Genomic DNA, 23,254 nt, shown 5'->3' with positions numbered 1-23,254 from the left:
GGTGTTGCCGCCGAGGACCTCGGGCACCGATGCCACGGGGCCGGGGATCTTCGAGGAGGACGACGCGACCGTGTGGATGCTGCCGTCGGCCTGCGCGGCCGACACACCGAACGCGGCGCCACCGAGGACGAGCGCGCCGGTCGTGGCGAGGGTGATCGTGGTCTTGAGGCTCTTGCGCATGATCTCTTTCCGTTCTCTGCTGTGAGCACGCCGAACACACCCCGTGCGAGGGTGGAGAACCAGCTACCTGCGGCCGGTGAGCGCTCCGGGTGTTCCCGGTTGATGCAGGTGATTCGGCACCCTCACGCAGATGGTTTGGTCCGGTTTCCTAGAGGTCCACGGCGGCGAGCGCACCGGCCTTCCCGTGCAGGCGGACCTGCACGCTCGCGATGTCCGTCCGGGGCACGTCGGTCGATGCCGACAGCCCCCTGGCGTCCTCGCCCGCGGCCGTCCACGAGGCCACGGTCTCGGCCGTGCCGTCGGTGCGGACGACCACGAGGTCGTACAGCACCGACCCGTCGTCCGCCCACGTGCGGCCGCCGTACGAGCAGCCCCAGTCCAGGCGTGTCCCCCACGACTCCCCGGTGACGGCGAGGTCCACGTCGAGTCCCTGGGCGCCGACCATCGAGTACTGGTCGGCGCCGGGCCGGGCGCTCGTCGTCGGCCCCGCCTCGACCGAGCCGCGGTCCGCCCCGGTCCCGACGGCGAGCCCGCCGAGCACGGCGGCGACGACCGCGAGCCCCGCGGTGGCGGCGACCCAGAGCCGGCGGCGACGGCGACGGTGTCGGACGCGGTGCGCGACGGAGGCGAGGGTGCTCTCGGAACGCGTGTCGCGCCTCCCGTCCGGCTCCGCGATCTCGACCGCCTGATCAGCCGGCAGCTTCGCCAGCAACCCGGGGAGTCCGACCAGCTCGGCCACGGCGGCCGTGCAGCGGGCGCACGTCTCGAGGTGCCGCTCGTACTCGAGCCGCTCGTGCGGCGGCAGCGAGCCGAGCACGTACGCGGCGTCCCACTCGGCGTACCGGTCGTGTGCCGTGCGGTCCTCGCTCATCGGGTCACTCCTCGTTCCTGCAGTGCGAGCCGGAGGGCCCGCAGCCCGTAGTGCAACCGCGACTTCGCGGTGCCCTCGGGGATGTCGTGTCGTCGTGCGATCTCGGGGACCGTGTGCCCGAGCCAGTACGCGTCCACCACCACGCGGCGGTGGTCCGGGCTGAGGGACGCGAGGGCGTCCGCGACGACGATGCGGTCGAGCACCGCGTCCGTCCGGTCCGACTCGACGCGGTCGACCGGTTCGTCGGACCCGCGCTCGCGTCGGCTCCTCGCCGACCGGGCGTCGTCGACCACCAGGTTCCGCGCGACCGTGAACAGCCACGCACGCGCGCTGTCCGGTGCATGCTCGAGCACCGCCGGGCGCTGCCAGGCGCGGACCATCGTCTCCTGCACGACGTCCTCGACGATGGAGCCGTCCCGCGTCAGGTGCCGGACGTACCGGGTGAGGGCGTCACCGTGCTCGCGGTACAGCGTCGCGAGCAGCTCGTCGGCGGACCGGCCCGTCATCGTCACTTCCCGAGGTCGAGGGAGAACTCGACGGAGCCCTTCCCGTCCACGGTCACGAACCCGAGCGAGGGCGCCTGCACGCCGTAGTCGGCGAAGGTGATCGGCACGGAACCCGCGACCTGCACGGTGCCGCCCTGCCCGACCGCCACCTGCGCGTCCGCCGTGACGGGCTTCTCGACGCCGTGCAGGTCCATCGTGCCGGTGAGGGTGACGTCCTGCGTGGCGCCGTCGAGCGCACCGGACACGTCGACCGGCTTCGTCAGGGTGAAGGTCGCGGTCGGGAACTTCCCGGTCTCGAGCGCGGTGTCGCGGAAGTAGGCGTCGCGGGCGGACTCGGGGGTGGAGATCTTCCCGACCTGCACGGTGACGGTCGCCTTCGTGAGGGACCCGCCGTCGACCACGGCGGTCCCCGCGACGTCCTTCGTGCGTCCGACCACGTTCACATCATTGCCCTGCAGGACCTCGTGCACGCGGTACCCGGCGAACGAGGTGTCCTTGCTGGTCCAGGTGCCGTCGGCCTCCGACGTGCTGAGGCTGCCCGGCGTGCCGGACGCGCTCGCGCTGATGGACGGGGCGGCGGCGGCCTGGCCGTTCACCGTGTTCGCGTAGATCACCGGGCCGGCGATCGCGGCGGCGGCGGCGATGACGACGACGCCGGTGGAGATGCCGATGATGACCTTCGTGCGTGTGCGGAGTCCCATACCTCGACGACGAGGTGCGCGGGCGGATCGTTCACCCGCACACCGGATCGGTCCGGGCGTCCTCCGTCGAGCGTCAGGCGCGGCGGCGGCGGACCAGCACCATCAGCACGATGCCCGCTGCGAGGAGCGCACCCGAGACGCTGAGCGGGACCGTGGGGTCCGAGCCCGTGAACGCGAGTTCACCGGCCGGCTGGTCCTCGGACCCCACGGCCGCGACGGCAGTGGGCGTCGGCGTCGGGACGGACGTCGGCACCGGTGTCGCTGTGGGCGGGGCAGCAGCGGCTGCGACGCCGATCGTGACGACGACCGTGGCGTCCGGGGCCGTGCCGTTCGACGCCGTGATCGTCACCTGTGACGTGCCCGGCCCGGTCGGGGTGCCGGAGACGACGCCCGTGGCGGTGTCCAGGGTGAGACCGGCAGGGAGGCCGGTCGCCGAGTACGTGGGCGTCGGGGTGCCGGTCGCGGTCACGGTGTACGAGTACGGCTGACCGACGGTCGCGGCAGCCGGTGCTCCCGAGGTGATCGTCGGCGCCACGGTCTCCGACGGCGTGCCCGGCGCAGGACAACCCGCCGATGCGGTGATCGTGTTCGTGTCGAGGGTGACGGCGCCGGTCCGAGCGAGGAGCCGGCCGACGACGGTCGCGCCGGTCGTCGCCGTGACGGACTGCTGCGCGAGGACGGTCCCCTGGAACTGTGCTCCCGTGCCGATGGTCGCCGAGCTGCCGACCTGCCAGAACACGTTGCACGAGCTCGCCCCGCCCGTGATCGTGATCCGGCTGCCCGAACCGATCGTCAGCGTCGATGCCGCCTGGAACACCCACACGGAGTCGGCGCTGCCCGCCAGGGTGAGGGCGCCGGTGTCGGCCAGGGCGAGCGCGCCGCCCGAGTACACCCCCGGAGTCAGGGAGAGGCCGTTGAGCTCCGTGATGCCGGTCCGCGTCGGTGTGAGCGACGCCGCGACGTCGTAGGCCGTCGTCGTGTCGCGCTGTGCCTGCGCCGCTGCGGCATCGGTCTGGTGCACGGTGCCGTTCACGACACCGTTCGGCGCAGCGCCGAAGCCCGTGATCGACGTGCCCGGCGAGACGCCGAGGTCCCCGTTGACCACCGACGGACCGGTGTTCGTCACGGCGCTGGCGCCGAGCACGCCGTAGGTGGCGGCGGTGCCGAGGCCGACGGGGCCGTCGATGACGGTCGCGGCCGAGGCGCCGGACGCGGACATCACGGCGATGGACGCGGCGAGTCCCAGCCCGGTGAGACCGATGATCGTTGGGCGGAGGAAACGGGACGTGGCCATGGACGGCCCCTGTCTGCGGGGGAGAGGCACAAGGCGAACGTCGACGACGCGAACATGATCTCCGGTACTCGGAGTATGCGCGCTCGACGGCGCCGCCGGTGGGAACCCAGCGAACTGGTGGTTTCGTCGGCGGACGGGGGACGGTCACCCGCCCGTGGCAGGCTCGTGGGATGCAGCACCGACAGTCCGTCGTCATCGCCGGCTGCGGCGACCTCGGCACCGAGACCGGCCTCCGCTTCGCGGCGCAGGGCCACCGGGTCATCGGCCTGCGCCGCCGGGCTGACCGCGTCCCAGCGCCCCTGGTGGGTCGCAGCGTCGACCTCCGTCACGAGGTCCCGACGATCCCCGACGACACCACGGTCGTCGTCGTGGCCGCCGCGGCCGGCTCCCGCGACGTCGACGAGTACCGGGCGACCTACGTCGACGGGCTCCGGAACGTGCTGGACGGCATCGACGCCTCGGCCGCCGAGCCGCGCCTCGTCGTGGTGTCCTCGACCGCGGTGTACGACGTGGACGACGGCAGCGAGGTCACCGAGGAGACCCCGGCGGCGGGTGGCACCCCGACCGCGGCGGTGCTCATCGAGGCCGAGGCGCTCCTGCGCGCGCGGGCTCCCGGCGCCGTGCTCGTCCGGCTGTCGGGCATCTACGGCCCCGGACGCGAGCGGCTGATCACGCAGGTCCGCGACGGCAGTGCACGACTCGCGCCTGGTACCTCGCCGCACAACAACCGCATCCACCGGGACGACGCGGCCGCCGCGCTCGTGCACCTGGCGACGGTGTCGGATCCGGCGCCGCTGTACCTCGGCACGGACGACGAGCCGAGTCGGCTGGACGACGTGCTGCGGTTCCTCGCGGACGAGCTCGGGCTGCCGGAGCCGACGAGGGGTGACGGTGACGCGCGGCAGGTCGGGGGCGACAAGCGCCTGTCGAACGCGCTGCTCCGTTCCACCGGGTGGGAGCCGCGGTACCCGACGTTCCGGGAGGGGTACCGCGCGGTGCTCGCAGGGTCGGGCGCCCGGCACGCATAGGCGCGGTGGCCTGGCAGGAACGAAATCGCGGGGCGGACACAGCACCGTGGAATCGCGCGGTGCTGTGTCCGGAACCTGGTTCCGGGGGGGGGGAGAGAACGCGCGCGCTCAGTGGTGCCGGTGGTCCTGGATCGTCATGCGCGGGCCGAACGCCGGCTTCCGGAAGCCCGAGCCCCCGATCAGCCGCACGACCCGCTCGCGGTGCCCCCGCCAGGGTTCGAGGAGCTCGAGCATCCCGTCGTCGTCCACCGGCCCCCCGGTCAGCGCCCACCCGACGAGCGCCGGCACGTGGAAGTCCCCGACGCTCGGGGAGTCGGGGTCGCCGTGGGCGCGCTGCGCGGTCTCGGCGGCCGTCCACTTCCCGACGCCCGGGATCGACTGCAGCCGTGCGGAGACGACCGAGCCGCCACGGCCGAGCTCGAGGGTCCGTTCGAGCGCGGGTGCGACCCGGACGGCGCGCATCACCGTGGCCGAGCGCCCGGGTTCGATGCCGGCCCGGTGCCACTCCCAGCTCGGGATCGCTCCCCAGCCAGCGGCGGTCGGCGGGACGAACAGGTCCGCGGGCGCCGGGCCGGGCGCCGGCGTGCCGTAGCGGCGGACGAGGTACCGCCACGCCCGCCACGCTTGGCGGGAGGTCACCTTCTGCTCCATGATCGCCGGCACGAGCATCGCGAACACCGTGTTCGTCCGGAGCAGTCGGAGCCCGGGCTGCCGGTGCCGCGCCTCGGCCAGGAACGCGTGCGCCGACACGTCGAGGTCGCTCCAGTCGTCGCCGCGACCGAGGAGGTCCGGAGCGTGCCCGATCGCCCACGCGGCGCCGTCGCCCCACGCCGACACCGCGATCGCGTCGGACCCGGCGCGTCGCACGAGCACGGTCGCGGGTCCGTCGGGCGTCCGCAACCCGAGCCACGTGTCGGAGCCGACCACCTGGAAGGCGGGGTCGCCGGAGCCGCGCTGCAGGGGCCGGAGCGTCGCGCGGACGTCCACCGCGCCTCCAGGCCGGTACACCGTGTCCACGCGCGCCGCGTCGCCGGCGGCACCGTCGGGGACGGCGGCGGACTCGAGCAGGGACACACGGGGATGGTAATGCGGAACCACCGTCAGTCATGATGGTCCCGTCCCACCACCCGACGACGGAGTTCCCATGCGCATCGGCATCCTCACCTCCGGAGGCGACTGCCCCGGCCTGAACGCGGTCATCCGTGCGATCGTCCTCAAGGGCATCGCGATCCACGGCCACGAGTTCGTCGGGTTCCGGGACGGCTGGCGCGGCGTGGTCGACGGCGACATCGTGCCGCTCGGGCGCAAGGACATCCAGGGCATCGCGAAGCAGGGCGGCACGATCCTCGGGACGAGCCGCACGAACCCCTTCGAGGGGCCGAACGGCGGCGTCGAGAACATCTCGAAGACGCTGGACCGGCACGGCATCGACGCGATCGTCGCGATCGGCGGCGAGGGCACCCTCGCGGCCGCGAAGCGCCTGACCGACGCCGGCCTGAAGATCGTCGGCGTCCCGAAGACCGTCGACAACGATCTCGGCGCGACGGACTACACGTTCGGCTTCGACACCGCCGTGGCGATCGCGACCGAGGCGATGGACCGCCTCCGCACCACCGGCGAGTCGCACTCGCGCTGCATGGTGGCCGAGGTGATGGGCCGCCACGTCGGCTGGATCGCGCTGCACTCCGGGATGGCATCGGGCGCGCACGCGATCCTCATCCCCGAGCAGAAGACGAGCATGGAGCAGATCGCCGAGTGGGTCCGCTCGGCGTACGACCGCGGACGCGCTCCGCTGGTCGTGGTGGCCGAGGGCTTCGTCCCCGACCACGAGGACAACGCCCACACCGAGCGTGGGCTCGACGCGTTCGGGCGCCCGCGCCTGGGTGGGATCGGCGAGCGGCTCGCGCCCCTCATCGAGGAGATGACGGGCATCGAGACCCGCGCGACGACCCTCGGGCACATCCAGCGCGGCGGGACCCCGACCGCGTACGACCGGGTGCTGTCGACGCGGCTCGGGCTCGCGGCGATCGACTCGGTGGTCGAGGAGCGCTGGGGCCGGATGGTGGCGCTGAAGGGCACGGACATCGTGCACGTGTCGTTCGAGGACGCCCTGGGCGAGCTGAAGACCGTGCCGCAGGACCGGTACGACGAGGCCGCCATCATGTTCGGCTGACGCGGCGCGCGCCCTGGGCCGGGAGGCGCGGGTAGCGTCCGACGCGTGACCCGCGCAGTCCTCGTCTCCAGTTCCACCGCCCCGACCGTCACCGAGGTCGACATCGCCGACCCCGCCGAGGGCGAGGCCCTCGTCGACGTGACGTACTCGAGCGTCAACTACAAGGACGGCCTCGCGCTCGCCCGGAACCCCGGCGTGGCCCGGCTCGACCCGCTCGTGCCCGGGATCGACGTCGTGGGGACGGTCTCGGCGCTCGGGCCGGGCGTGCACGACGTCGCGATCGGCGACCGGGTGGTGTGCAACGGCGCCGGGCTCGGCGAACACCGCCACGGTGGTTGGGCCGGACACGCGCTCGTGCCGTCGGGGTCGCTCGTCGTGCTGCCGGAGTCGATCGACGACGCGTTCGCCGCGGCCATCGGCACCGCGGGCTTCACGGCGATGCTCAGCGTGCTCGCGCTCGAACGGACCGTGGCACCCGACGCCGGACCGGTGCTCGTGACCGGTGCGTCCGGGGGCGTCGGCACCGTGGCGATCGCGCTGCTCGCGGCCCGCGGATACGCGGTGACGGCCTCGACCGGGCGGACGGCGAACGACCACTCGCTGCGGCGGCTCGGTGCCACCGACGTGGTGGACCGAGCAGCGTTGTCCGAGCTCGGGAAGCCGATGCAGCGTGCGACCTGGGCCGGTGCCGTGGACAGCGTCGGTGGGGCGACCCTCGCGAACGTCCTGGCGGCGACCCGGTGGGGCGGGACGGTGACGGCGTGCGGGCTGGCACAGGACGCCGCGCTGCCGACCACGGTCCTGCCGTTCATCCTGCGCGCGGTGTCCCTCGTCGGCATCAACTCGGTCGACGCCCCGTTGCCGCTGCGTCGGCAGGCGTGGGAGCGGCTCGCGACCGACCTGGACCCGGCGCTGCTCGCCGGCGTCACCCGCACGGTCGGCCTCGGCGAGGCGATCGCCGTCGGTGCCGAGGTGGTGGAGGGGCGCGTGCACGGCCGGACGGTGGTGGCGGTCGACCGGTGACGCGCCGTCCCGGACGGTCCTGATTCAGCAAGCGCTTGCGTATTGACACCCTAGGATGTGAGTACAGAACACCCGACCCTGTGAGGAGCCCGGCATGCCGGTACCCAAGTCGACCGTCGAGACGTCGCCGCGCAAGCTCCTGCGGGACGTCGTCTACGACAAGATGCTGGCGGCCCTCCGGGACGGCACCCTGCAGCACGGCGAACGGCTCAACGACGACGAGCTCGTCCAGTGGCTCGGTGTCAGTCGCACCCCCATCCGCGAAGCGATCGCCAAGCTCGTCGACATCGGCCTCGTCGAGATGGAGGCGAACCGGTACACCCGCGTCGCCACCCCGACGATCGACGACTGGGTCACGGCCACCCGCGCGATGACCGGCTTCTTCGAGCTCAGCCTGCGCTGGGGCGTCCCCGAGTACGACGACGCCGACGTCCGCGACCTCGAACGCCTGCTCGACAAGGCCGACGAGCTGCGCCGGGTCCGCGACTACGGCTTCAGCGGTGCCCTGACCGCGATCATCGAGTTCGGGATCGCGCACTCCGGCAACCCGCTCGTGCAGTCCGCCGGCGTCGGTGCCCTCGAACGGGTCCGCTTCACGCTCAACCCGACGCCCGCGTTCGAGCAGTGGGGTTCCGAGGCGTTCTTCTCGATCCTGCGCGAGGCCCTGCCGGAACGCGACGGCGAGACCGCCGCGGAGGCCGGACGCGCCCTCACCCGGAACTTCGAGCAGCACATCGAAGCGGTCCGCACCGCCCGCAGCTGACCGGTCCACCCCGCCGGCGTACGGCAGCATGGTGGGGTGACCGACCTCCTCATCCACGCCGCCGGGGTCCGCGTGACCCGCTCAGGCCGGGACATCCTGCACGACATCGACCTGACGGTCCGGCGCGGGGAGCACTGGGCGCTCCTCGGACCGAACGGTGCCGGCAAGTCGACGCTGCTCGCGGTCCTCGGGGCGAACGACCACCCGACGGCGGGCTCGGTGGAACTGCTCGGCCGCCGGCTCGGGCGTGTGGACGTCCGGGAGCTCCGTGAGCACATCGGGCACGTCGACCCGCGGCACCGGATGCTCTCGCCGCTGACGGTGCTCGAGACCGTGCTCACCGGCCTCACCGGGACGACCGACCTCATGATGCGGTGGGAGCCGACCGCGGCACAGGTCGAGACGGCCGAACAGCACATCGCCGACGTCGGGCTGACCGCCCGGCGGGACGCCAGGTGGCCCGTGCTGTCGCAGGGCGAGCGCGGTCGGGCCCTGATCGCCCGGGCGCTCATGGCCGAACCGCAGCTGCTCCTGCTCGACGAACCCGCGACCGGGCTCGACGTCGCAGCGCGCGAGCACCTGCTCGAGACCGTCGACGCGCTCCGGCACCGGCACCCCGAGCTCGGCAGCGTGATGGTCACCCACCACCTCGAGGACCTGCCCGCGTCGACGTCGCACGCGATGCTCCTCCGCGACGGGGCCGCCGTGGCCCAGGGCACGGCGGACGAGGTCATCACCTCGTCAGCGGTGTCCCACGCCTTCGACTTCCCGCTCGCCATCCTGCGGGCCGAGGGCCGATGGGCGGCCCGCCGCGCGTCCTAGACGGCTGCAGTAGCGGACGGGAGGCGCGGGTCGGGCCCGACCCGCGCCTCCCGTCCGACCGACGGTCGCCGCTAGGCCTGCGCGCTCGCCGCCGCCTTCGCCGCGGCCGGCAGCGCGTCGAGGACCCGCCCGACGGCACGGTCGTCGTGCGCCGCGGTGACGAACCACGCCTCGAACACGCTCGGCGGCAGGGTCACCCCGGCGTCGAGCATCGCGTGGAAGAACGGTGCGTACCGGAACGCCTCCTGCGCCCGCACGTCGTCGTAGTTCCGCGGTGCGGTGTCCGTGAACGCGAAGGAGAACAGGTTCCCGGCGTGCTGCACGGTGTGCGCGACACCCTCGGCCGACAAGGCGTCGCTCGTCGCGGCGGCGATCACCGACGCCGTCCGGTCCAGGTGCGCGTACACCTCCGGCGTCGCCGCCCGGAGCGTGGCGATGCCCGCGGCGACAGCGAGCGGGTTCCCGGACAGCGTGCCGGCCTGGTAGACGGGGCCGAGCGGGGCGAGGAAGTCCATGACCTCCCGACGGCCGCCGAGCGCGGCGAGGGGCATGCCGCCGCCGATCACCTTGCCGAACGTGACGAGGTCGGGCTTCCACCCGGCACCGTCAGGCACGACCTTGGACGCCTCGAGCCCCCACCAGCCCGCCGAGCCGACCCGGAACCCGGTGAGGACCTCGTCGACGATGAGCAGCGCGCCGTACGCCTGCACGATCTGCGCCAGCGCCCGGTTGAAGCCCCGCTCCGGCGCGAGCACGCCCATGTTCGCCGCAGCAGCCTCGACGATGACACCCGCAATGCGCTCGGAGTGCTCGTCGAACGCGCGGCGGACGGCGTCGAGGTCGTTGTACGGCAGCACGAGCGTCTGCGCGGCCGTCTCGGCGGTGATGCCGGCGGACCCGGGCATCGCGAGGGTCGCGACGCCCGAACCGGCTTCGGCCAGGAGCGAGTCGGAGTGGCCGTGGTAGTGCCCGGCGAACTTCACGAGGAGGTCGCGGCCGGTGTACCCGCGGGCGAGGCGGATCGCCGTCATCGTCGCCTCGGTCCCCGTGGACACCATGCGGATCTTCTCGATCGGGCCGTCGCCGTCCACGCTCACCCGCTGCTTGACGAGCTCGGCGAGCTCGGTCTCGCCCGGCGTCGAGGCACCGAAGCTCAGGCCCCGGGACGCCGCCTGCTGCACGGCCTCGACCGTCGCAGGGTGCGCGTGCCCGAGGATCGCCGGCCCCCAGGACGCCACGAGGTCGACGTACTCGCGCCCCTCGGCGTCGGTGACGTACGCGCCCTTCGCGCTGGTGAGGAAGCGCGGGGTGCCACCGACGGACCCGTACGCGCGGACCGGCGAGTTCACGCCGCCGGGGATGCTGTTCTTCGCGCGGCCGAACAGCTGCTCGTTCGTGGTCATTCGGGGGCCTTCCCGGTCGAGGCGATGCCGGCGACGCCCGCGGTGCTGCCCGAGGTGCGGAGACCGGCCTCGTCGTTCAGCTTCCGCGCGATGTCGACGGCGAAGTAGGTGAGGATCGCGTCCGCGCCGGCGCGCTTGATGCCGACCAGCGCCTCCATCGCGGCGGCGTCGCGGTCGATCCAGCCGTTCTGCGCGGCCGCCGTGATCATCGCGTACTCGCCGGAGATCTGGTACGCCCAGACCGGCACCGGCGAGGTGGCGGCGGTCTCGGCGAGCACGTCGAGGTAGCTCATCGCCGGCTTCACCATGACGATGTCGGCGCCCTCCTCGATGTCGAGCGCGACCTCGCGGAGGCCCTGGCGGCCGTTCGCGGCGTCGATCTGGTACGTCCGGCGGTCCCCGACGAGCGAGGAGTCGACGGCCTCACGGAAGGGGCCGTAGAACGCGGAAGCGTACTTCGCCGCGTAGGCGAGGAGCGCGGTGCCGGAGTGCCCGGTCGCGTCGAGGGCATCGCGGGCGGCTGCGATCTGGCCGTCCATCATGCCGCTCATGCAGACCAGCTCGGCGCCGGCCTCGGCCTGCACGACCGCCATGTCGCGGTAGCGCTCGAGGGTCGCGTCGTTGTCCACCGACCCGTCCGCGGCCAGGACGCCGCAGTGCCCGTGGTCGGTGAACTCGTCGAGGCACAGGTCCGACTGCACGACGAGCGCGTCCCCCACCTCTTCCTTCGCGACGCGGATCGCCACGTTGAGGATCCCGTCCGGGTCGGTCGCACCGGAGCCCTGGGCGTCCTTCGTGGTGGGGACGCCGAACAGGTTGACGCCGCCGACGCCCTGCTCCGCCGCCGCGACGAGCGCCCGACGGAACGAGTCGAGCGAGTGCTGCTGCACCCCCGGCATGCTCGTGATGTCGATCGCCTCGGTCGCCCCCTCGCGGATGAACATCGGCAGGACGAGCTCGGCAGGGTGGAGACGGGTCTCGGCGACGAGTCGTCGCATCGCGGGGGTCGCGCGGAGTCGACGGGGGCGGACCTGGGGGAAGCGGCCGGTCACGGTGTGCCTTCCTGATCGGGGGCGGGTGGGGTGAGGATCTCGACCACGGCGTCGAGGAGGGCTTCTGCGGAGCGGTCACGGGCGACCACGTGCACGGGGAGTCCGGCGGCACGGGCGTCCGCTGCGGTTCCGGGGCCGATGCAGGCCACGACCGTGCGGGGGTCGAGCGGCGCCGTCCGCCGGACGAGTTCACGGGCGACGCTGCCGCTCGTGACGAGCACGGCGTCGGGCGGGGGGTCGAGGGCGACCGGTTCGTCGCCGGTCCCCACGGTACGGTACGCGACCACGTCGTCCACGTCGATGCCGCGGGAGCGCAGGCCGTCGACGAGGGTGGGTGCCGCGAGGTCGGAGCGCGGGACGAGGACGGTCCCGTCGGTGCGCGGGAGCGCCCCGGCGAGGGCGGCTGCACTCGCCTGCTCGGGGACGAGGTCGACCGTCCAGCCGGCGGCGCGTGCGGCGCGTGCGGTCGGCTCGCCGACCGCGGCGACCCGGATGGTGGACGGGAGGCGCGGCACGCGTTCGGCGACCACCCGGACGGCCGTCGCACTGGTCACGACGAGCCAGGAGTAGGGGGCGGGGGTGCTGGCGGGGGCGGGGGCGGGGGCGCTCCGCGAGCGGGCAACATCTGTCACGCTCGACGCGCCCTGGCGGCCGGTTCCGCCCGCTCGGTGGCCGACGTGCGGCGTGTCCTGCCCGCTCGTCTCGCCGGTCAGCCGGGCGAGGGCGGCGTCGAGCGCGGACGGGTCGAGCGGCGCTGCGTCCGTGATGAGCGGCACGACGACGGGATCGAGCCCGCGCGCCCGTGCCGCCTCCGACACCCGTTCACCCCACGCACCGCCCCGCGGGACGAGGACGACCGGTGGCCGTGCCGCGTCCCCGGTGGCGGTGTGGACGGTGACGGGGTCCGTGGTGACCGCCCTACTCCGCGGGGGTCGCGAGGCCCGGACCGGCGGTGTGCGGGCCGTTCGTGGTGTCGTCGGCGACCGACGTGGCGATGTCCGCCAGCTCGGCCGCACCGTTCTCGAGCAGCTCGGCAGCGACGCGGCCACCGACCTCGAGCGCCTCGGCCAGGCGGGCCTCGGCGGACCCCTCGAGCACGGCGGCGTGCGATGCGGTGCGGTACTCGGAGCCGTCCGGGCGGTAGACCGTCGCGGACACGAGGAGCAGCTCGGCGTCGACGATCGCGGTCGCGCCGATCGGGGCGGAGCACCCCGCCTCGAGCTTGGCGAGGACCTCACGCTCGGCCGACACGGTCAGCCGAGTCGCCGCGTGCTCGATCTTCCGCAGGGCGGCGAGGAGGTTCCGGTCCGACTCGTCGACACGGGTCTCGATCGCCAGGGCGCCCTGCCCGGGGGCACTCGGCCAGAAGCCGAGGTCGAGCAGCTCGGTGGCCGCCCCGAGCCGATCGATGCGGGTCAGACCGGCGGCGGCGAGCACCACCGCGTCGAGGTCGTCGTCCACACGGCCGAGGCGCGTGTCGATGTTCCCGCGGATGTCCACGACGTCGAGGTCGGGGCGCTTCGCCTTGAGCTGGGCGACCCGTCGCGGCGAACCGGTGCCGACCTTCGCGCCCTCGGGGAGGGTCTCGAGGGTGGCGCCGTTCCGAGCGACCAGGACGTCACGGGCGTCCGCGCGCTTCGGCACGGCCGAGATCGTCAGGCCCGGGTACGGCGCGGTCGGCAGGTCCTTGAGCGAGTGCACGAGCACGTCGACCTCGCCCGCGACCAGGGCCTCGCGGAGGGCGCTCGCGAACACGCCCGTCCCGCCGAGGCTGGCGAGCGAGGCGCGGTTCGTGTCGCCCTCGCTCGTCACGGTGACGAGCTCGACCGGACGCCCCGAGGCCGCAGCCAGCCGGTCGGCGACGTCCTGCGACTGCGCGACCGCGAGCCGGCTGGCCCGGGTGCCGAGCCGGATCGGCGCGGGGCCGTCCGGGGTGGTCGCTGCGTCGGTCACGGTGCGAGCCCGGCGGCGGCGGGCTTGAACCCGGCGCGCACGTTCTCGCAGCAGCCCGGACGGCAGACGTCGTACCAGGGACCGAGGTCCGTCTCGTGCGGACGCTCGGCCGTCGGCGTGCCGTTCACGCGCTCGAGGACGAGGTCGACGAGGCCCGAGACGTAGGCGGGGTCGACGCCGGGGGTCTGCGTGCGGATCGACCAGAAGCCGAGCTCCTGGGCGGTCTCGGTCGCCTCTTCGTCGAGGTCCCACATGACCTCCATGTGGTCGCTCACGAAGCCGAGCGGGACGATGAGGACGGCACGGGTCGGGCCGCCCTTGAGGTCCTCGTTCATGTAGTCGTTGATGTCCGGCTCGAGCCACGGCTGCGTCGGGGGGCCGGAGCGCGACTGGTAGACGAGCTTCCACGCCGGCTTCGACGTGCCCTGCAGGTGCGCGTGCTCGGGCTGCTCGAGCAGCTCCGACCAAGCCTGGTCGAGGACGACCTCGGCGACGGCGAGGTGCTGGGCCTCGTACGCACCGTGCTCACCGAACCCGCCGTAGTCGGGCCCGGACTTCGCGGCGTCGACCGAGGGGATCGAGTGGGTGGAGAACAGCACGTGCAGCTCGGTCGCGACGTCGAGCCCGTCGTTCTCGGCGATCGCCCGTGCCATGCCGTCACGGACACCGTCGACGAACGGCCGGACGAAGCCGGGGTGGTCGAAGAACTGCCGGACCTTGTCGATCTGGATCGTGTCGATCAGACCGGTCTCGGTGAGCACGCGGGCGTAGTCCTCGCGGTACTGCCGGCAGCTGGAGAACGACGAGTACGCGCTCGTGGCGATCGCGATGAGCTTGGTGTAACCCTTGTCGGCCGCGTCGGTGAAGGCTTCTTCGAGGTACGGCTCCCAGTTGCGGTTGCCCCAGAGCACCGGGAGGTCGATGCCGCGGTTCGCGAGCTCGCCCTCGAGTGCGGCCTTGAGCGCCCGGTTCTGCGCGTTGATCGGGCTCACACCGCCGAAGTGCCGGTAGTGGTGCGCGACCTCTTCCAGGCGCTCGTCCGGGATGCCGCGGCCACGGGTGACGTTGCGGAGGAACGGGATGACGTCGTCCTGGCCCTCCGGCCCGCCGAAGCCGGCGAGCAGGATCGCGTCGTACGCGACGGGGACCTCGACGTGCTCGGGGCCGTCCGCGGCGGCGGGGGTCGCGGCGATGACGGCCTGACCGTTCGTGATCTGACTGGTGTCGGTCAAGACAGGACCTCCGGCAGCTCGGCGGTCGTCACCCGACGACCGGTGAAGAAGGGGACCTCCTCGCGCACGTGCAGGCGCGCCTCGGTGGAGCGCAGGTCGCGCATGAGGTCGACGAGGTCGACGAGTTCGGGGCTCTCGAGCGGGAGGATCCACTCGTAGTCGCTCAGCGCGAACGTGGCGATCGTGTTCGTGAGCACGCGGCGGTACTTCGCGCCGGCGATCCCGTGGTCGCGGAGCATCTTGCTGCGCTCGTCCTCCGGCAGGAGGTACCACTCGTAGGAGCGGACGAACGGGTACACCGTGATCCACGCCTCGGGGTCCTTGCCGCGGAGGAAGGCGGGCGTGTGGCGCTTGTTGAACTCGGCTTCGCGGTGCATCGCCATCGCGTGCCACACGGGTTCCGCGTCCTGGAACAGCCCGGTCCGTCGGACCTCGCGCAGGACGGCCTGGATCGCCTGTGCGTCGTCGCCGTGCAGCCAGATCATGACGTCGGCATCGGCACGGAAGCCGGAGACGTCGTAGAAGCCGCGGATCGTCACGCCGCGCTCGGCAGCGGCGGCCACGACGGCGTCGAGCTCGGCCACGGCGTCGTCACCGGCGCGGTGGACCGGGCCGAGCGGCCGACGGAACACGGCCCAGAGGGCGTACGCCGTGAGGAGGTTCGGGTCGATCCCGGTGGCGGGATCGGTCTCGTGCGGGTCGGAGTGCACGTCGGAGCTCATGGTTCCTTTGTCCTGTCGGTTGCCTGGGTCGTGGCTGCGCGCCGCGTCCGCCAGACCGCCGACCCCCGGCGGTCTACCGCCGTCGGAGCACCGCTACGACGATACCCCCGACCACCGCCACGCCCGCTGCGAGCCCGGCCAGGTACGGCACCGGGTTCTCGTCGATCCCGCGCTTGACCTTCGACGCCGCGATGCCCAGCTGCTTCGGCAGGTTGAGCTTGTCCTCGATCGCGTCGAGGGTGTCGAACAGCTGCGCGCGGGTCGCCGCGACGCGGTCGGCCAGGTCGTCGTGCTGATCGGTCACGTGGGTCCTCCGTGGGGTGGTGGTGTCGGGACCGCTAGAAGCGGCCACCGACGTCCGGCTTGCGGGTGCCGTACTGCGTCGGCGGCGTCGGCTTCTTGCCCATGCCCTTCACCGCGTTGATGTCGTTCTTCACGCTGTCGATCGTGCGCTTCGGCGTGATCGGGAGCCCCTTCTTGAGGCGCTTCCAGCCGAGCAGGCCGAGGACCGCGGCGACGATGAGCATCACCACGGCGATCACCAGCGCGGCGAGCCACGCGGGCATCACCGTCGCGAGGCCCATCACGGCTGCCGTGAGCAGGACGCCGATCGCGTAGAGGACGATGACGAGCGCGCCCACGAGCAGACCCGCGGCGAGGCCGAAGATCTTCGCCTTCGTCAGCATCTCGGCCTTGAGCAGGTTCAGCTCACCCGTCACCAGCTCCTTGACGAGCTTGGGGACGTCGCCGACCAGGCCGAACAGCGAACGCGGCTTGCGGTCGCGGGTGTCGGTCATGAGGTCTGGCTGTCCTTCTTCTGCCCGACCTTGCGGACGACCTTCTTGGTCTGCTCACCGACGAACTCGGCGACGTCCGGGGTCTTGTCGGCGATGAAGTCCTCGGCGACGTGGACGCCCTTCTGGACGCCGTTGCTGTTCCAGATCTTGCCGCTGACGGTCTTGATCTGCTCGTACCGCGCCCGTCCGGCTCGCGATCCCAGGACGTACCCGAGTGCTGCGCCGGCGACGAACAGGAGCTTGCCTCGCATGTGCGATTCCTCTGCTGGGTCAGTGTGCGGTGGTCATGCGCCGATCGGAATACGTCCGGCGTTCCTGCAACAGTAGCCCTCCTCCTCGCTGGGGTCCGCTCAGGAATCCAGGATGCGTTCAGCGGCCGTGCGCGATGACGCCACGATCCCGGCGAGCCCGCGCCCCGTGGACGCCTCGCCGATGCCGATCACGCCGTCGGTGAGACCGGCCGCCGTGGTGTCCGGTCCGTGCCAGCGGACGCGGGCGGCCCCGACGACGTCCCCCGGGGTGATGGGAACACCGAGCAGCGCGGTGGCGTCGCGTGTCGCCCGGGTGCCGACGGCGTCCGACGGGTCGACCGGGAGGCTCGTGGCGACGTCCGCCCCGTCGGGCCGGTGCGGCGTCCGGGTCGCGTCCACGGCCGGTGCCCGGTCCGCGGCTCGGGTCGCGCCCACGGCGTAGCTGAGCCGCAGGACGTGTCGGCCCTCGGCGGCCTCGGCGAGCCAGGGCCACTTCACCGTCGCGTGCGTGATCGCCTTCGCACCCACCCCGGCGGCGTCCGGGTGCACGAGCATCCCGGTCCCCCGCGGAGCGGCGTCGAGCTCGGGCCGGTCGACCACGAGCGTCACGAGCTCGATGCCGGTCCGGGACGCCGGGGTCGACCGAGCCGGATCCGGTGTCGAGGCGAGCACGTGGTCGGCCACGAGCCGCTCGGACCCGCCGCCCGCCGACCGGACCTCGACCGCGTGCTCCTCGATCGCCGTCGCCCGGGTGTGCAGCCGCACCTCGACGCCGTAGGTCTCCATGTCCGCGACGAGTTCGTCCACGAGCCGGACGATGCCACCGCGGAGCCCCTGCACGGCGGACCCGGCGGTCGCTCGGGCGCGGAGCGCGAGGACGGCGCGGGCGAGCGACCCCTCGCGCAGGAGCGCCGCACGGAGGCCCGGTGCCACGCGGTCCGGGTCGAGGTGGTCGGGGTGCGTCGAGTGCACCCCGGCGACGATCGGGACCACGAGGTCGTCGAGGACCCGCTCGCCCATCCGCCGCCGCACGAGTTCGCCGAGCGACGTCGCCTTCGCCCCGACCGGCGACGGCAGCAAGGAGTCCATCTGCGCCCGCAGCGCCGCCTTCTGGCCGACCACCGCGAGCACGTCGGCGGCCATCGGGCTCCCGGGGATCCCGAGGAGCCCGGTCTGCGGGATCGGGGACGTCCGCCCGTCCCGCGTCATCAGCCAGGCGCCGCGCGGGTCCGGAGTCGTGATCTCGTTGCCGAGACCGAGCTCGATCGCCAGTCGGCCGACCGCGTCGTTGCGGGTCGCGAACGAGTCCGCCGCCATGTCGAGCTGCAGCCCGGCGACCGTGTGCCGGCGGACCATGCCACCGAGCACACCGGACGCCTCCACCAGGACGACCTGCGCCCCGCCCTTCGCCAGGTCCCGGGCGGCGACGAGGCCGGCGACACCGCCGCCGACCACGACGACGTCGGTCACGCTGCGGCTCCGGCGCCGTGCTCCGTCCCGTCACCGAGCTCGTGGACCAGCCGGACGATGCGCGTGAGCACCGCGGGGTCGGTCTCCGGCGGCACCCCGTGGCCGAGGTTCACGACGTGGGCACGGGCCGAGCCACCGCGGCGGACGACGTCACGGACGTGGGCCTCGAGCACCGGCCAGGGCGCGGAGAGCATCGCCGGGTCGATGTTGCCCTGCACGGTGACGCCGGGGCCGACACGGCGGACGGCCTCGTCGAGCGGGAGGCGCCAGTCGACCCCGACCGCGTCGACCGCCACCGCGTCCGTGCCGAGCGTCGTCATCTCGCGGAGGACCTCGCCGCTGCCGACGCCGAAGTGGGTGCGCGGGACGCCGAGGTCCGCGACGTGCGCGAGTGCCGCCGCCGAGTGCGGGGCGACGGACTGCACGTAGTCAGCGCGGGAGAGCGAACCGACCCACGAGTCGAAGAGCTGCGCGGCCGAGGCCCCGGCGAGCACCTGGGCACGGAGGAACGCCCCCGACACGTCGGCGGCCCAGGCGAGCAGGCGCGACCAGGTCTCCGGGTCGGCGTGCATGAGCGTGCGAGCGCGGATGTGGTCCTTCGAGGGACCGCCCTCGACCAGGTAGGCGGCGAGGGTGAACGGCGCACCGGCGAACCCGATCAGCGGGGTGTCGCCGAGCTGCTCGACCGTCCGGGCGACCGCCTCGGAGATCGGGGCGAGCGCCTCCGGGTCGAGCGGTTCCAGCGCGTCGACGTCCGCTGCCGAGCGGATCGGCGAGCCGAGGACCGGTCCGCGCCCCGGGACGATCTCGACGTCGACGCCCGCGAGCTTGATCGGCACGACGATGTCGCTGAAGAAGATGCCCGCGTCGACCCCGTGCCGGCGCACCGGCTGGAGCGTGATCTCGGACGCCATCGCCGGGTCGAGGCAGGCGTCGAGCATGGCCGTGCCGACGCGGAGTTCCCGGTACTCGGGCAGCGATCGCCCGGCCTGCCGCATGAACCACACCGGCAGGGTCTCCGGCCGGTCGCCGCGGAGCGCCCGGACGAGCGGGGACGCCGACGTGCGGCCCGAGACGAGCGGGTGCGAGGCGGGGAGGGCGGTGGTCGGTGCGTCGGTCACCGGACGATTCTCCCATCGGCGAACAGGACGTATCCCGTGCACGCAGGAGCCGGACGGGAGCCGGGCGCGATGCGAGTTACCATGGAAGACGTGCTCATCTGTCTCACGGCGTCGCACCGCAACGCCAGCTTCGACCTCCTGGAGCGATTGAGCATCGGCGCACCGACCGCCGCGAGCCGTCTCGTCACGGACTCCGACGTGCTGGACGGAGCCGTCGTCCTCGCCACCTGCAACCGCTTCGAGGCCTACCTCGACATCGCGGGCGACGACCGCGACTCCGCCGTCTCGGCCACCGTCGATGCCGTCGCCGCCGCGAGCGACCTCGACCCCGCCGAGGTCCTCGAGTCCGTCAACGTCCTCGGCGGCGGGGACGTCGTGCAGCACCTGTTCGCCGTCTCGAGCGGGCTCGAGTCCGTCGTCGTCGGCGAGACCGAGATCTCCGGCCAGGTGCGTCGCTCGCTCGAGGACGCCCGGTCGAACGGCACCACCACCTCCGACCTCGAACGCCTCTTCCAGGAAGCCGCGCACACCTCCCGCGGTGTGAAGACCCGCACCCGCATCGGTGCCGCCGGCCGCTCCCTCGTGCGACTCGGCCTCGAGCTCGCGTCGTCCCGCGTCACCGACTGGGGCCGGGCGAACGTGCTCCTCATCGGCACCGGCAGCTACGCCGCGACGACGATCGCCGCCCTCCGCGACCGCGGCGCGACGAGGATCCAGGTCTTCTCCCCCTCCGGCCGGGCCGCGTGGTTCGCCGCCAAGCACGACCTCGTCGCCGCGCACGACCTCCGCCAGGCCATCGCGTCGAGCGACGTCGTCATCACGTGCACCTCGAGCGAGGTCCCGGTCGTCCGACCGGCCGACCTCGACGACGGGGTCCGCCGCATCGTCATCGACCTCGGACTCCCCCGCAACGTGCACCCCGACGCGGCCGACGTCGACGGCGTCGAACTGCTCGACCTCGAGACCATCAGCATCCACGCGCCGATCAACGAGCTGAACGCCGAGTCCGAAGCCCGCGCGATGGTCGACGACGCCGTCTCCCGCTTCCGCGCACAGGCGCTCGAGCAGTCCACGACCCCCGCGCTCGTGGCCTTCCGCAAGCATGTGTTCGACATCCTCGACGACGAGATCGACCGCGCGAAGCGGCGTGCCGACGGTGACGATGCTTCCGTCGAGCAGACCGAGCGGGCCCTCCGGCACCTCGTCGGCGTCCTGCTCCACCGGCCCTCGGTCCGCGCGCGCGAGCTCGGTCGCGCCGGACGTGGCGAGGAGTTCGTCGGGGCGCTCGACGCCCTCTACGGCGTGCGTCCCGAGCCCGAGGCGGAGCTGCCGGCGCCCGTCGTGCCGCTCGCGGAGCGCACCGCGCCCGAGCAGGGCTTCGCGGACCGCACCGACGAGGCGGACGCGAGCTGAGCCTCCCGGACGTCCCACCCACGCTGCGGGTGAGCGCACTGCTGCTGGTGCGCGACCGACGGGTGCTCATGGTGCGCGCCCGCGGGCGCGACGTGCTCTACCTGCCCGGTGGCAAGGCGGAGCCGCACGAGACCGACGTCGAAGCGGCGATCCGCGAGGCTCTCGAGGAGACCGGCCTCCGGGTCAACGCCGCCGACGTCGAGGCGTTCGGCACCGTCACCGAGCCCGCCCACGGGCAGGCGCCGGGGACGATGGTCGCGATGGCGCTGTTCCTCGTCCGGCCTGGGGGCGCGCTCGACTCCGCCACGCCCGTCGCCTCGGCGGAGGTCGACGAGATCGAGTGGGTCACCTCCGCGGACGCGGTCCGGTGCCCGCCCGCGGGCGTCGAGACGCTCCGCCGCCTCGTGGCGGCGGAGCTGATCGACTAGTCGTCCGGGGCGGCTACTCGTCGCGGTCGGTGTAGTGGCCGACCTCGCCGTCCGGCGTGGGCTCGGCCTCGCCGGGGATGTCCGACTCGACGTACTCGCCCTCGGCCGCACCGTCGCCGGCGCCCTGCGGACGGGTCTCGCCGGGGATGTCGCTGGACACGAACTCGCCCGCGGGCTCGTTCGTCCCGACCGTCGGTTCGCCGGGGATCTCGCTGTCCGTGAAGGACCCGGCGCGCGGCTCGACGCCGTCGGCCCGACCCTCGTCGCCGCGTGCCTGTTCGTGCTTCCCTGCCATGTCCGACCTCCGTCGCTCGTGTGCCTGGCTCGTCTGTCGCGAGTGTGCCCGCGACGGCTGAGCGTACCCCGAGGCCGTCGGCCTGGGACGATGGCCGGGTGGTGACCATCGCGGACGAACGACCGACGTCGGACGAACTGGTCGCGTTGTACGGCTCGGTCGGCTGGACGGCCTACACGCGGGACCCGGACGGGCTCGAGCGCGCGATCGCCGGGTCGCACCTCGTGCTCGCCGCCCGCGACGACGCCGGGGTGCTCGTGGGGCTGGCCCGGACCGTGTCCGACGGGGTGACGATCGCGTACGTGCAGGACGTGCTCGTGCACCCGGCGCACCAGCGGACCGGCGTCGGCGGGATGCTCCTCGACGCGGTGCTCGAGCGGACCGCCGACGTCCGGCAGACCGTGCTCACCACGGACGCCGAACCGGGTCAGCGAGCGTTCTACGAGTCCCGCGGCTTCGTCGAGGCGCACGACGTCCAGCCCGCGCCGCTGCGGTCCTTCGTGCTGCTCCGCTGACCGTGGACGCGAGGTCAGGACTCGGGGTCGTCCATGAACTCGCGGACCTCCTGCGCGCACCGGCAGGACTCGGCGAAGCGTGCGGCCCAGCGCAGCGCCTCGTCACGGGTCGGGAGGTCGAGGATGCAGAAACCCCCGATGAAGGTCTCCTTGCCAGCCGGGACCGCGGGGTCGTGGACGGTGCCGTCGGTGTCGACGATCGCACCACTGGCGGCGTCGGGCAGTCCACCGCCGAACACCCAGACGCCGGCGGCCTTCGCTTCGCGCAGGACGGCGTGAGTGGCCTCGGACACCGCTTCGAGTTCGGACTCCGGGAACACCATCGCTCCCTCGTCGAACGAGATCAGGTACTTGGTCACGGGCGCGACAGTACGCTCGTCGCCGTGGACCAGCTCACCTCGACGGACCTCGTCGCCGCCGCGGCGGACCTGCTCCGGCGTCCGCTGGTGCTCGACCGGACGCTCACCGGCGGCCAGCACGCCCGGACCCTGCTCGCGACCGACACCGACGGGGGCGGTCAGGTCGTCGTCCGGTCGTTCCCGCACGGCGACGACGCGGTCGATCGTGAACGCGGTGTGCTCCCCCGCCTGGGCCCGCTCGGCGACCTCGTGCCGCGGCTCCTCGCCCACGGGACGGCGGGCGGGCACCCCGTCATCGTGACCACGGCGGTCCCCGGCACCGCGGCGGGTCCCGGGATCGACCTCGTGACGGCCGGCGAGCAGTTGGGCGTGGCCCTCGCGGCGATCCACGAGCTGGACCCGACAGGCCTCCCGGACGAGGACCGCCGACCGGTCCTCCGCGCCGGGCGCCTCGCGTCCGCCGCCCACGAGGCCTGGGCCGAAGCGGACCTCGACCGCGTGCTCACCCACGGCGACTTCTGGAGCGGCAACACCCTGTGGGTCGGCGACCGGCTCAGCGGTGTCGTCGACTGGTCGGGAGCGATGTCGGCCCCGCGCGGCGTCGACGTCGCGTGGTGCCGGCAGGACCTCGTGCTCCTCGGGTCGCCAGAAGCCGCCGACCGGTTCACGACCGCGTACGAACGGGCCGCGGGACGCCGGGTCCTGGACGTCCCCGCCTGGGACGTCATCGCCGCCGCGCGAGCCGACACGTACGTCGAGACCTGGGCACCGAACTACGCCGGGGTCGGGCGACCCGACGTCGACGGGGGTGTCCTGCGTCGGCGGCTGGACGCCTGGGTCGCGTCCCTCATCGGGTCGCGCGTCCAGCGCTGACGCACGCCG

28 protein-coding genes are annotated in these 23,254 nt (G+C 73.3%); 9 read left to right on the top strand and 19 right to left on the bottom strand.

Annotation, left to right across the window (positions count from 1 at the left end; translation table 11 throughout):
• The 5 genes from FS825_RS07635 to FS825_RS07615 form a co-directional block, all read right to left on the bottom strand.
• Positions 1-180 (bottom strand): hypothetical protein (locus tag FS825_RS07635; protein WP_144711839.1); only part of this gene is annotated, 180 nt, incomplete at its 3' end.
• 148 nt (positions 181-328) lie between these two features.
• Positions 329-1,051 carry an anti-sigma factor gene (locus FS825_RS07630; protein ID WP_144711838.1) on the bottom strand — a complete coding sequence of 241 codons (723 nt, stop codon included), beginning with the start codon at positions 1,049-1,051 and terminating at the stop codon, positions 329-331.
• Positions 1,048-1,557 (bottom strand): sigma-70 family RNA polymerase sigma factor, encoded by a 510-nt coding sequence (locus FS825_RS07625; protein WP_186377117.1) that lies wholly within the window; start codon positions 1,555-1,557, stop codon positions 1,048-1,050. Before FS825_RS07625 ends, FS825_RS07630 begins: the two co-directional genes overlap by 4 nt.
• Before the next feature lie 2 nt (positions 1,558-1,559).
• Entirely contained in the window at positions 1,560-2,258 is a 699-nt protein-coding gene (locus FS825_RS07620) for a YceI family protein (protein ID WP_144711836.1), read from the bottom strand.
• Between the two features lie 73 nt (positions 2,259-2,331).
• Complete coding sequence (locus FS825_RS07615; RefSeq protein WP_144711835.1) at positions 2,332-3,552, bottom strand: ice-binding family protein; 1,221 nt, start codon at positions 3,550-3,552, stop codon at positions 2,332-2,334.
• Between the two features lie 170 nt (positions 3,553-3,722).
• On the opposite strand from FS825_RS07615, the gene FS825_RS07610 reads away from it, so the two are divergent.
• Positions 3,723-4,580: an NAD-dependent epimerase/dehydratase family protein gene (locus tag FS825_RS07610; RefSeq protein WP_144711834.1), complete on the top strand. Its 858-nt coding sequence runs from the start codon at positions 3,723-3,725 to the stop codon at positions 4,578-4,580.
• 108 nt (positions 4,581-4,688) lie between these two features.
• Here FS825_RS07610 and FS825_RS07605 read toward each other — a convergent pair whose 3' ends face one another.
• Entirely contained in the window at positions 4,689-5,654 is a 966-nt protein-coding gene (locus tag FS825_RS07605; RefSeq protein ID WP_186377116.1) for a DNA-3-methyladenine glycosylase family protein, read from the bottom strand.
• Between the two features lie 70 nt (positions 5,655-5,724).
• Here FS825_RS07605 and FS825_RS07600 point away from each other — a divergent pair, with 70 nt between their 5' ends.
• The 4 genes from FS825_RS07600 to FS825_RS07585 all read left to right on the top strand — a co-directional run bounded on the left by FS825_RS07600 (position 5,725) and on the right by FS825_RS07585 (position 9,361).
• A complete protein-coding gene (locus tag FS825_RS07600; protein ID WP_144711833.1) occupies positions 5,725-6,753 on the top strand; it encodes a 6-phosphofructokinase in 1,029 nt (342 codons plus the stop codon).
• Between the two features lie 45 nt (positions 6,754-6,798).
• Positions 6,799-7,776, top strand: a complete 978-nt coding sequence (locus FS825_RS07595) for an acrylyl-CoA reductase family protein (RefSeq protein ID WP_144711832.1) — start codon at positions 6,799-6,801, stop codon at positions 7,774-7,776.
• A gap of 94 nt (positions 7,777-7,870) precedes the next feature.
• On the top strand, positions 7,871-8,539 hold the full coding sequence (locus tag FS825_RS18850) for a GntR family transcriptional regulator (protein WP_144711831.1): 669 nt from the start codon (positions 7,871-7,873) through the stop codon (positions 8,537-8,539).
• Positions 8,540-8,575: 36 nt separating this feature from the next.
• Entirely contained in the window at positions 8,576-9,361 is a 786-nt protein-coding gene (locus tag FS825_RS07585; RefSeq protein WP_144711830.1) for an ABC transporter ATP-binding protein, read from the top strand.
• Positions 9,362-9,432: 71 nt separating this feature from the next.
• On the opposite strand, the gene hemL is transcribed toward FS825_RS07585, so the two are convergent.
• The 11 genes from hemL to hemE form a co-directional block, all read right to left on the bottom strand.
• A complete protein-coding gene (hemL, locus tag FS825_RS07575; RefSeq protein WP_144711829.1) occupies positions 9,433-10,764 on the bottom strand; it encodes a glutamate-1-semialdehyde 2,1-aminomutase in 1,332 nt (443 codons plus the stop codon).
• A complete protein-coding gene (gene hemB / locus FS825_RS07570; RefSeq protein ID WP_260981076.1) occupies positions 10,761-11,816 on the bottom strand; it encodes a porphobilinogen synthase in 1,056 nt (351 codons plus the stop codon). Before hemB ends, hemL begins: the two co-directional genes overlap by 4 nt.
• Positions 11,813-12,634 carry a uroporphyrinogen-III synthase gene (locus tag FS825_RS07565; RefSeq protein ID WP_186377115.1) on the bottom strand — a complete coding sequence of 274 codons (822 nt, stop codon included), beginning with the start codon at positions 12,632-12,634 and terminating at the stop codon, positions 11,813-11,815. Before FS825_RS07565 ends, hemB begins: the two co-directional genes overlap by 4 nt.
• A 100-nt stretch (positions 12,635-12,734) precedes the next feature.
• Positions 12,735-13,769 carry a hydroxymethylbilane synthase gene (hemC, locus tag FS825_RS07560; protein ID WP_144711827.1) on the bottom strand — a complete coding sequence of 345 codons (1,035 nt, stop codon included), beginning with the start codon at positions 13,767-13,769 and terminating at the stop codon, positions 12,735-12,737.
• A complete protein-coding gene (locus FS825_RS07555) occupies positions 13,766-15,001 on the bottom strand; it encodes a ferrochelatase (protein ID WP_186377114.1) in 1,236 nt (411 codons plus the stop codon). Before FS825_RS07555 ends, hemC begins: the two co-directional genes overlap by 4 nt.
• Complete coding sequence (gene hemQ / locus FS825_RS07550; RefSeq protein WP_260981075.1) at positions 14,998-15,723, bottom strand: hydrogen peroxide-dependent heme synthase; 726 nt, start codon at positions 15,721-15,723, stop codon at positions 14,998-15,000. The genes FS825_RS07555 and hemQ overlap by 4 nt, the downstream gene beginning before the upstream one ends.
• 73 nt (positions 15,724-15,796) lie before the next feature.
• The gene (locus tag FS825_RS07545; RefSeq protein ID WP_144711826.1) at positions 15,797-16,027 is read right to left on the bottom strand and encodes a DUF3618 domain-containing protein; all 231 of its coding nucleotides are present in this window, start codon (positions 16,025-16,027) and stop codon (positions 15,797-15,799) included.
• Positions 16,028-16,061: 34 nt separating this feature from the next.
• Positions 16,062-16,520 (bottom strand): phage holin family protein, encoded by a 459-nt coding sequence (locus tag FS825_RS07540; RefSeq protein WP_144711825.1) that lies wholly within the window; start codon positions 16,518-16,520, stop codon positions 16,062-16,064.
• The gene (locus FS825_RS07535) at positions 16,517-16,771 is read right to left on the bottom strand and encodes a hypothetical protein (protein WP_144711824.1); all 255 of its coding nucleotides are present in this window, start codon (positions 16,769-16,771) and stop codon (positions 16,517-16,519) included. Before FS825_RS07535 ends, FS825_RS07540 begins: the two co-directional genes overlap by 4 nt.
• Before the next feature lie 99 nt (positions 16,772-16,870).
• Positions 16,871-18,241 carry a protoporphyrinogen/coproporphyrinogen oxidase gene (locus tag FS825_RS07530; protein ID WP_260981074.1) on the bottom strand — a complete coding sequence of 457 codons (1,371 nt, stop codon included), beginning with the start codon at positions 18,239-18,241 and terminating at the stop codon, positions 16,871-16,873.
• Positions 18,238-19,362: a uroporphyrinogen decarboxylase gene (gene hemE, locus FS825_RS07525; RefSeq protein ID WP_144711823.1), complete on the bottom strand. Its 1,125-nt coding sequence runs from the start codon at positions 19,360-19,362 to the stop codon at positions 18,238-18,240. Before hemE ends, FS825_RS07530 begins: the two co-directional genes overlap by 4 nt.
• Positions 19,363-19,452: 90 nt before the next feature.
• Between hemE and FS825_RS07520 the strand changes: the two genes are divergently transcribed.
• Together FS825_RS07520 and FS825_RS07515 are read left to right on the top strand one after the other, a co-directional pair.
• On the top strand, positions 19,453-20,775 hold the full coding sequence (locus FS825_RS07520) for a glutamyl-tRNA reductase (RefSeq protein WP_144711822.1): 1,323 nt from the start codon (positions 19,453-19,455) through the stop codon (positions 20,773-20,775).
• Positions 20,776-20,804: 29 nt separating this feature from the next.
• On the top strand, positions 20,805-21,203 hold the full coding sequence (locus FS825_RS07515; RefSeq protein ID WP_144711821.1) for an NUDIX hydrolase: 399 nt from the start codon (positions 20,805-20,807) through the stop codon (positions 21,201-21,203).
• A 13-nt stretch (positions 21,204-21,216) separates the two neighbouring features.
• Here the strand turns inward: FS825_RS07515 and FS825_RS07510 are convergent, their stop codons facing one another.
• Positions 21,217-21,498 carry a hypothetical protein gene (locus FS825_RS07510; RefSeq protein WP_144711820.1) on the bottom strand — a complete coding sequence of 94 codons (282 nt, stop codon included), beginning with the start codon at positions 21,496-21,498 and terminating at the stop codon, positions 21,217-21,219.
• A gap of 98 nt (positions 21,499-21,596) precedes the next feature.
• On the opposite strand from FS825_RS07510, the gene FS825_RS07505 reads away from it, so the two are divergent.
• Complete coding sequence (locus FS825_RS07505) at positions 21,597-22,013, top strand: GNAT family N-acetyltransferase (RefSeq protein ID WP_260981073.1); 417 nt, start codon at positions 21,597-21,599, stop codon at positions 22,011-22,013.
• Positions 22,014-22,027: 14 nt separating this feature from the next.
• Here the strand turns inward: FS825_RS07505 and FS825_RS07500 are convergent, their stop codons facing one another.
• Entirely contained in the window at positions 22,028-22,372 is a 345-nt protein-coding gene (locus FS825_RS07500; RefSeq protein WP_144711819.1) for a YciI family protein, read from the bottom strand.
• A 24-nt stretch (positions 22,373-22,396) separates the two neighbouring features.
• On the opposite strand from FS825_RS07500, the gene FS825_RS07495 reads away from it, so the two are divergent.
• Positions 22,397-23,245 (top strand): aminoglycoside phosphotransferase family protein, encoded by an 849-nt coding sequence (locus FS825_RS07495; RefSeq protein WP_186377113.1) that lies wholly within the window; start codon positions 22,397-22,399, stop codon positions 23,243-23,245.
• The last annotated feature ends 9 nt before the right edge of the window (positions 23,246-23,254 follow it).

This window comes from Curtobacterium pusillum, from assembly GCF_007680845.1.
Classification (GTDB): domain Bacteria; phylum Actinomycetota; class Actinomycetes; order Actinomycetales; family Microbacteriaceae; genus Curtobacterium; species Curtobacterium pusillum_B.
Note: the sequence above shows the minus strand (reverse complement) of the source record. Positions and strands in the feature narration are given on the sequence as shown.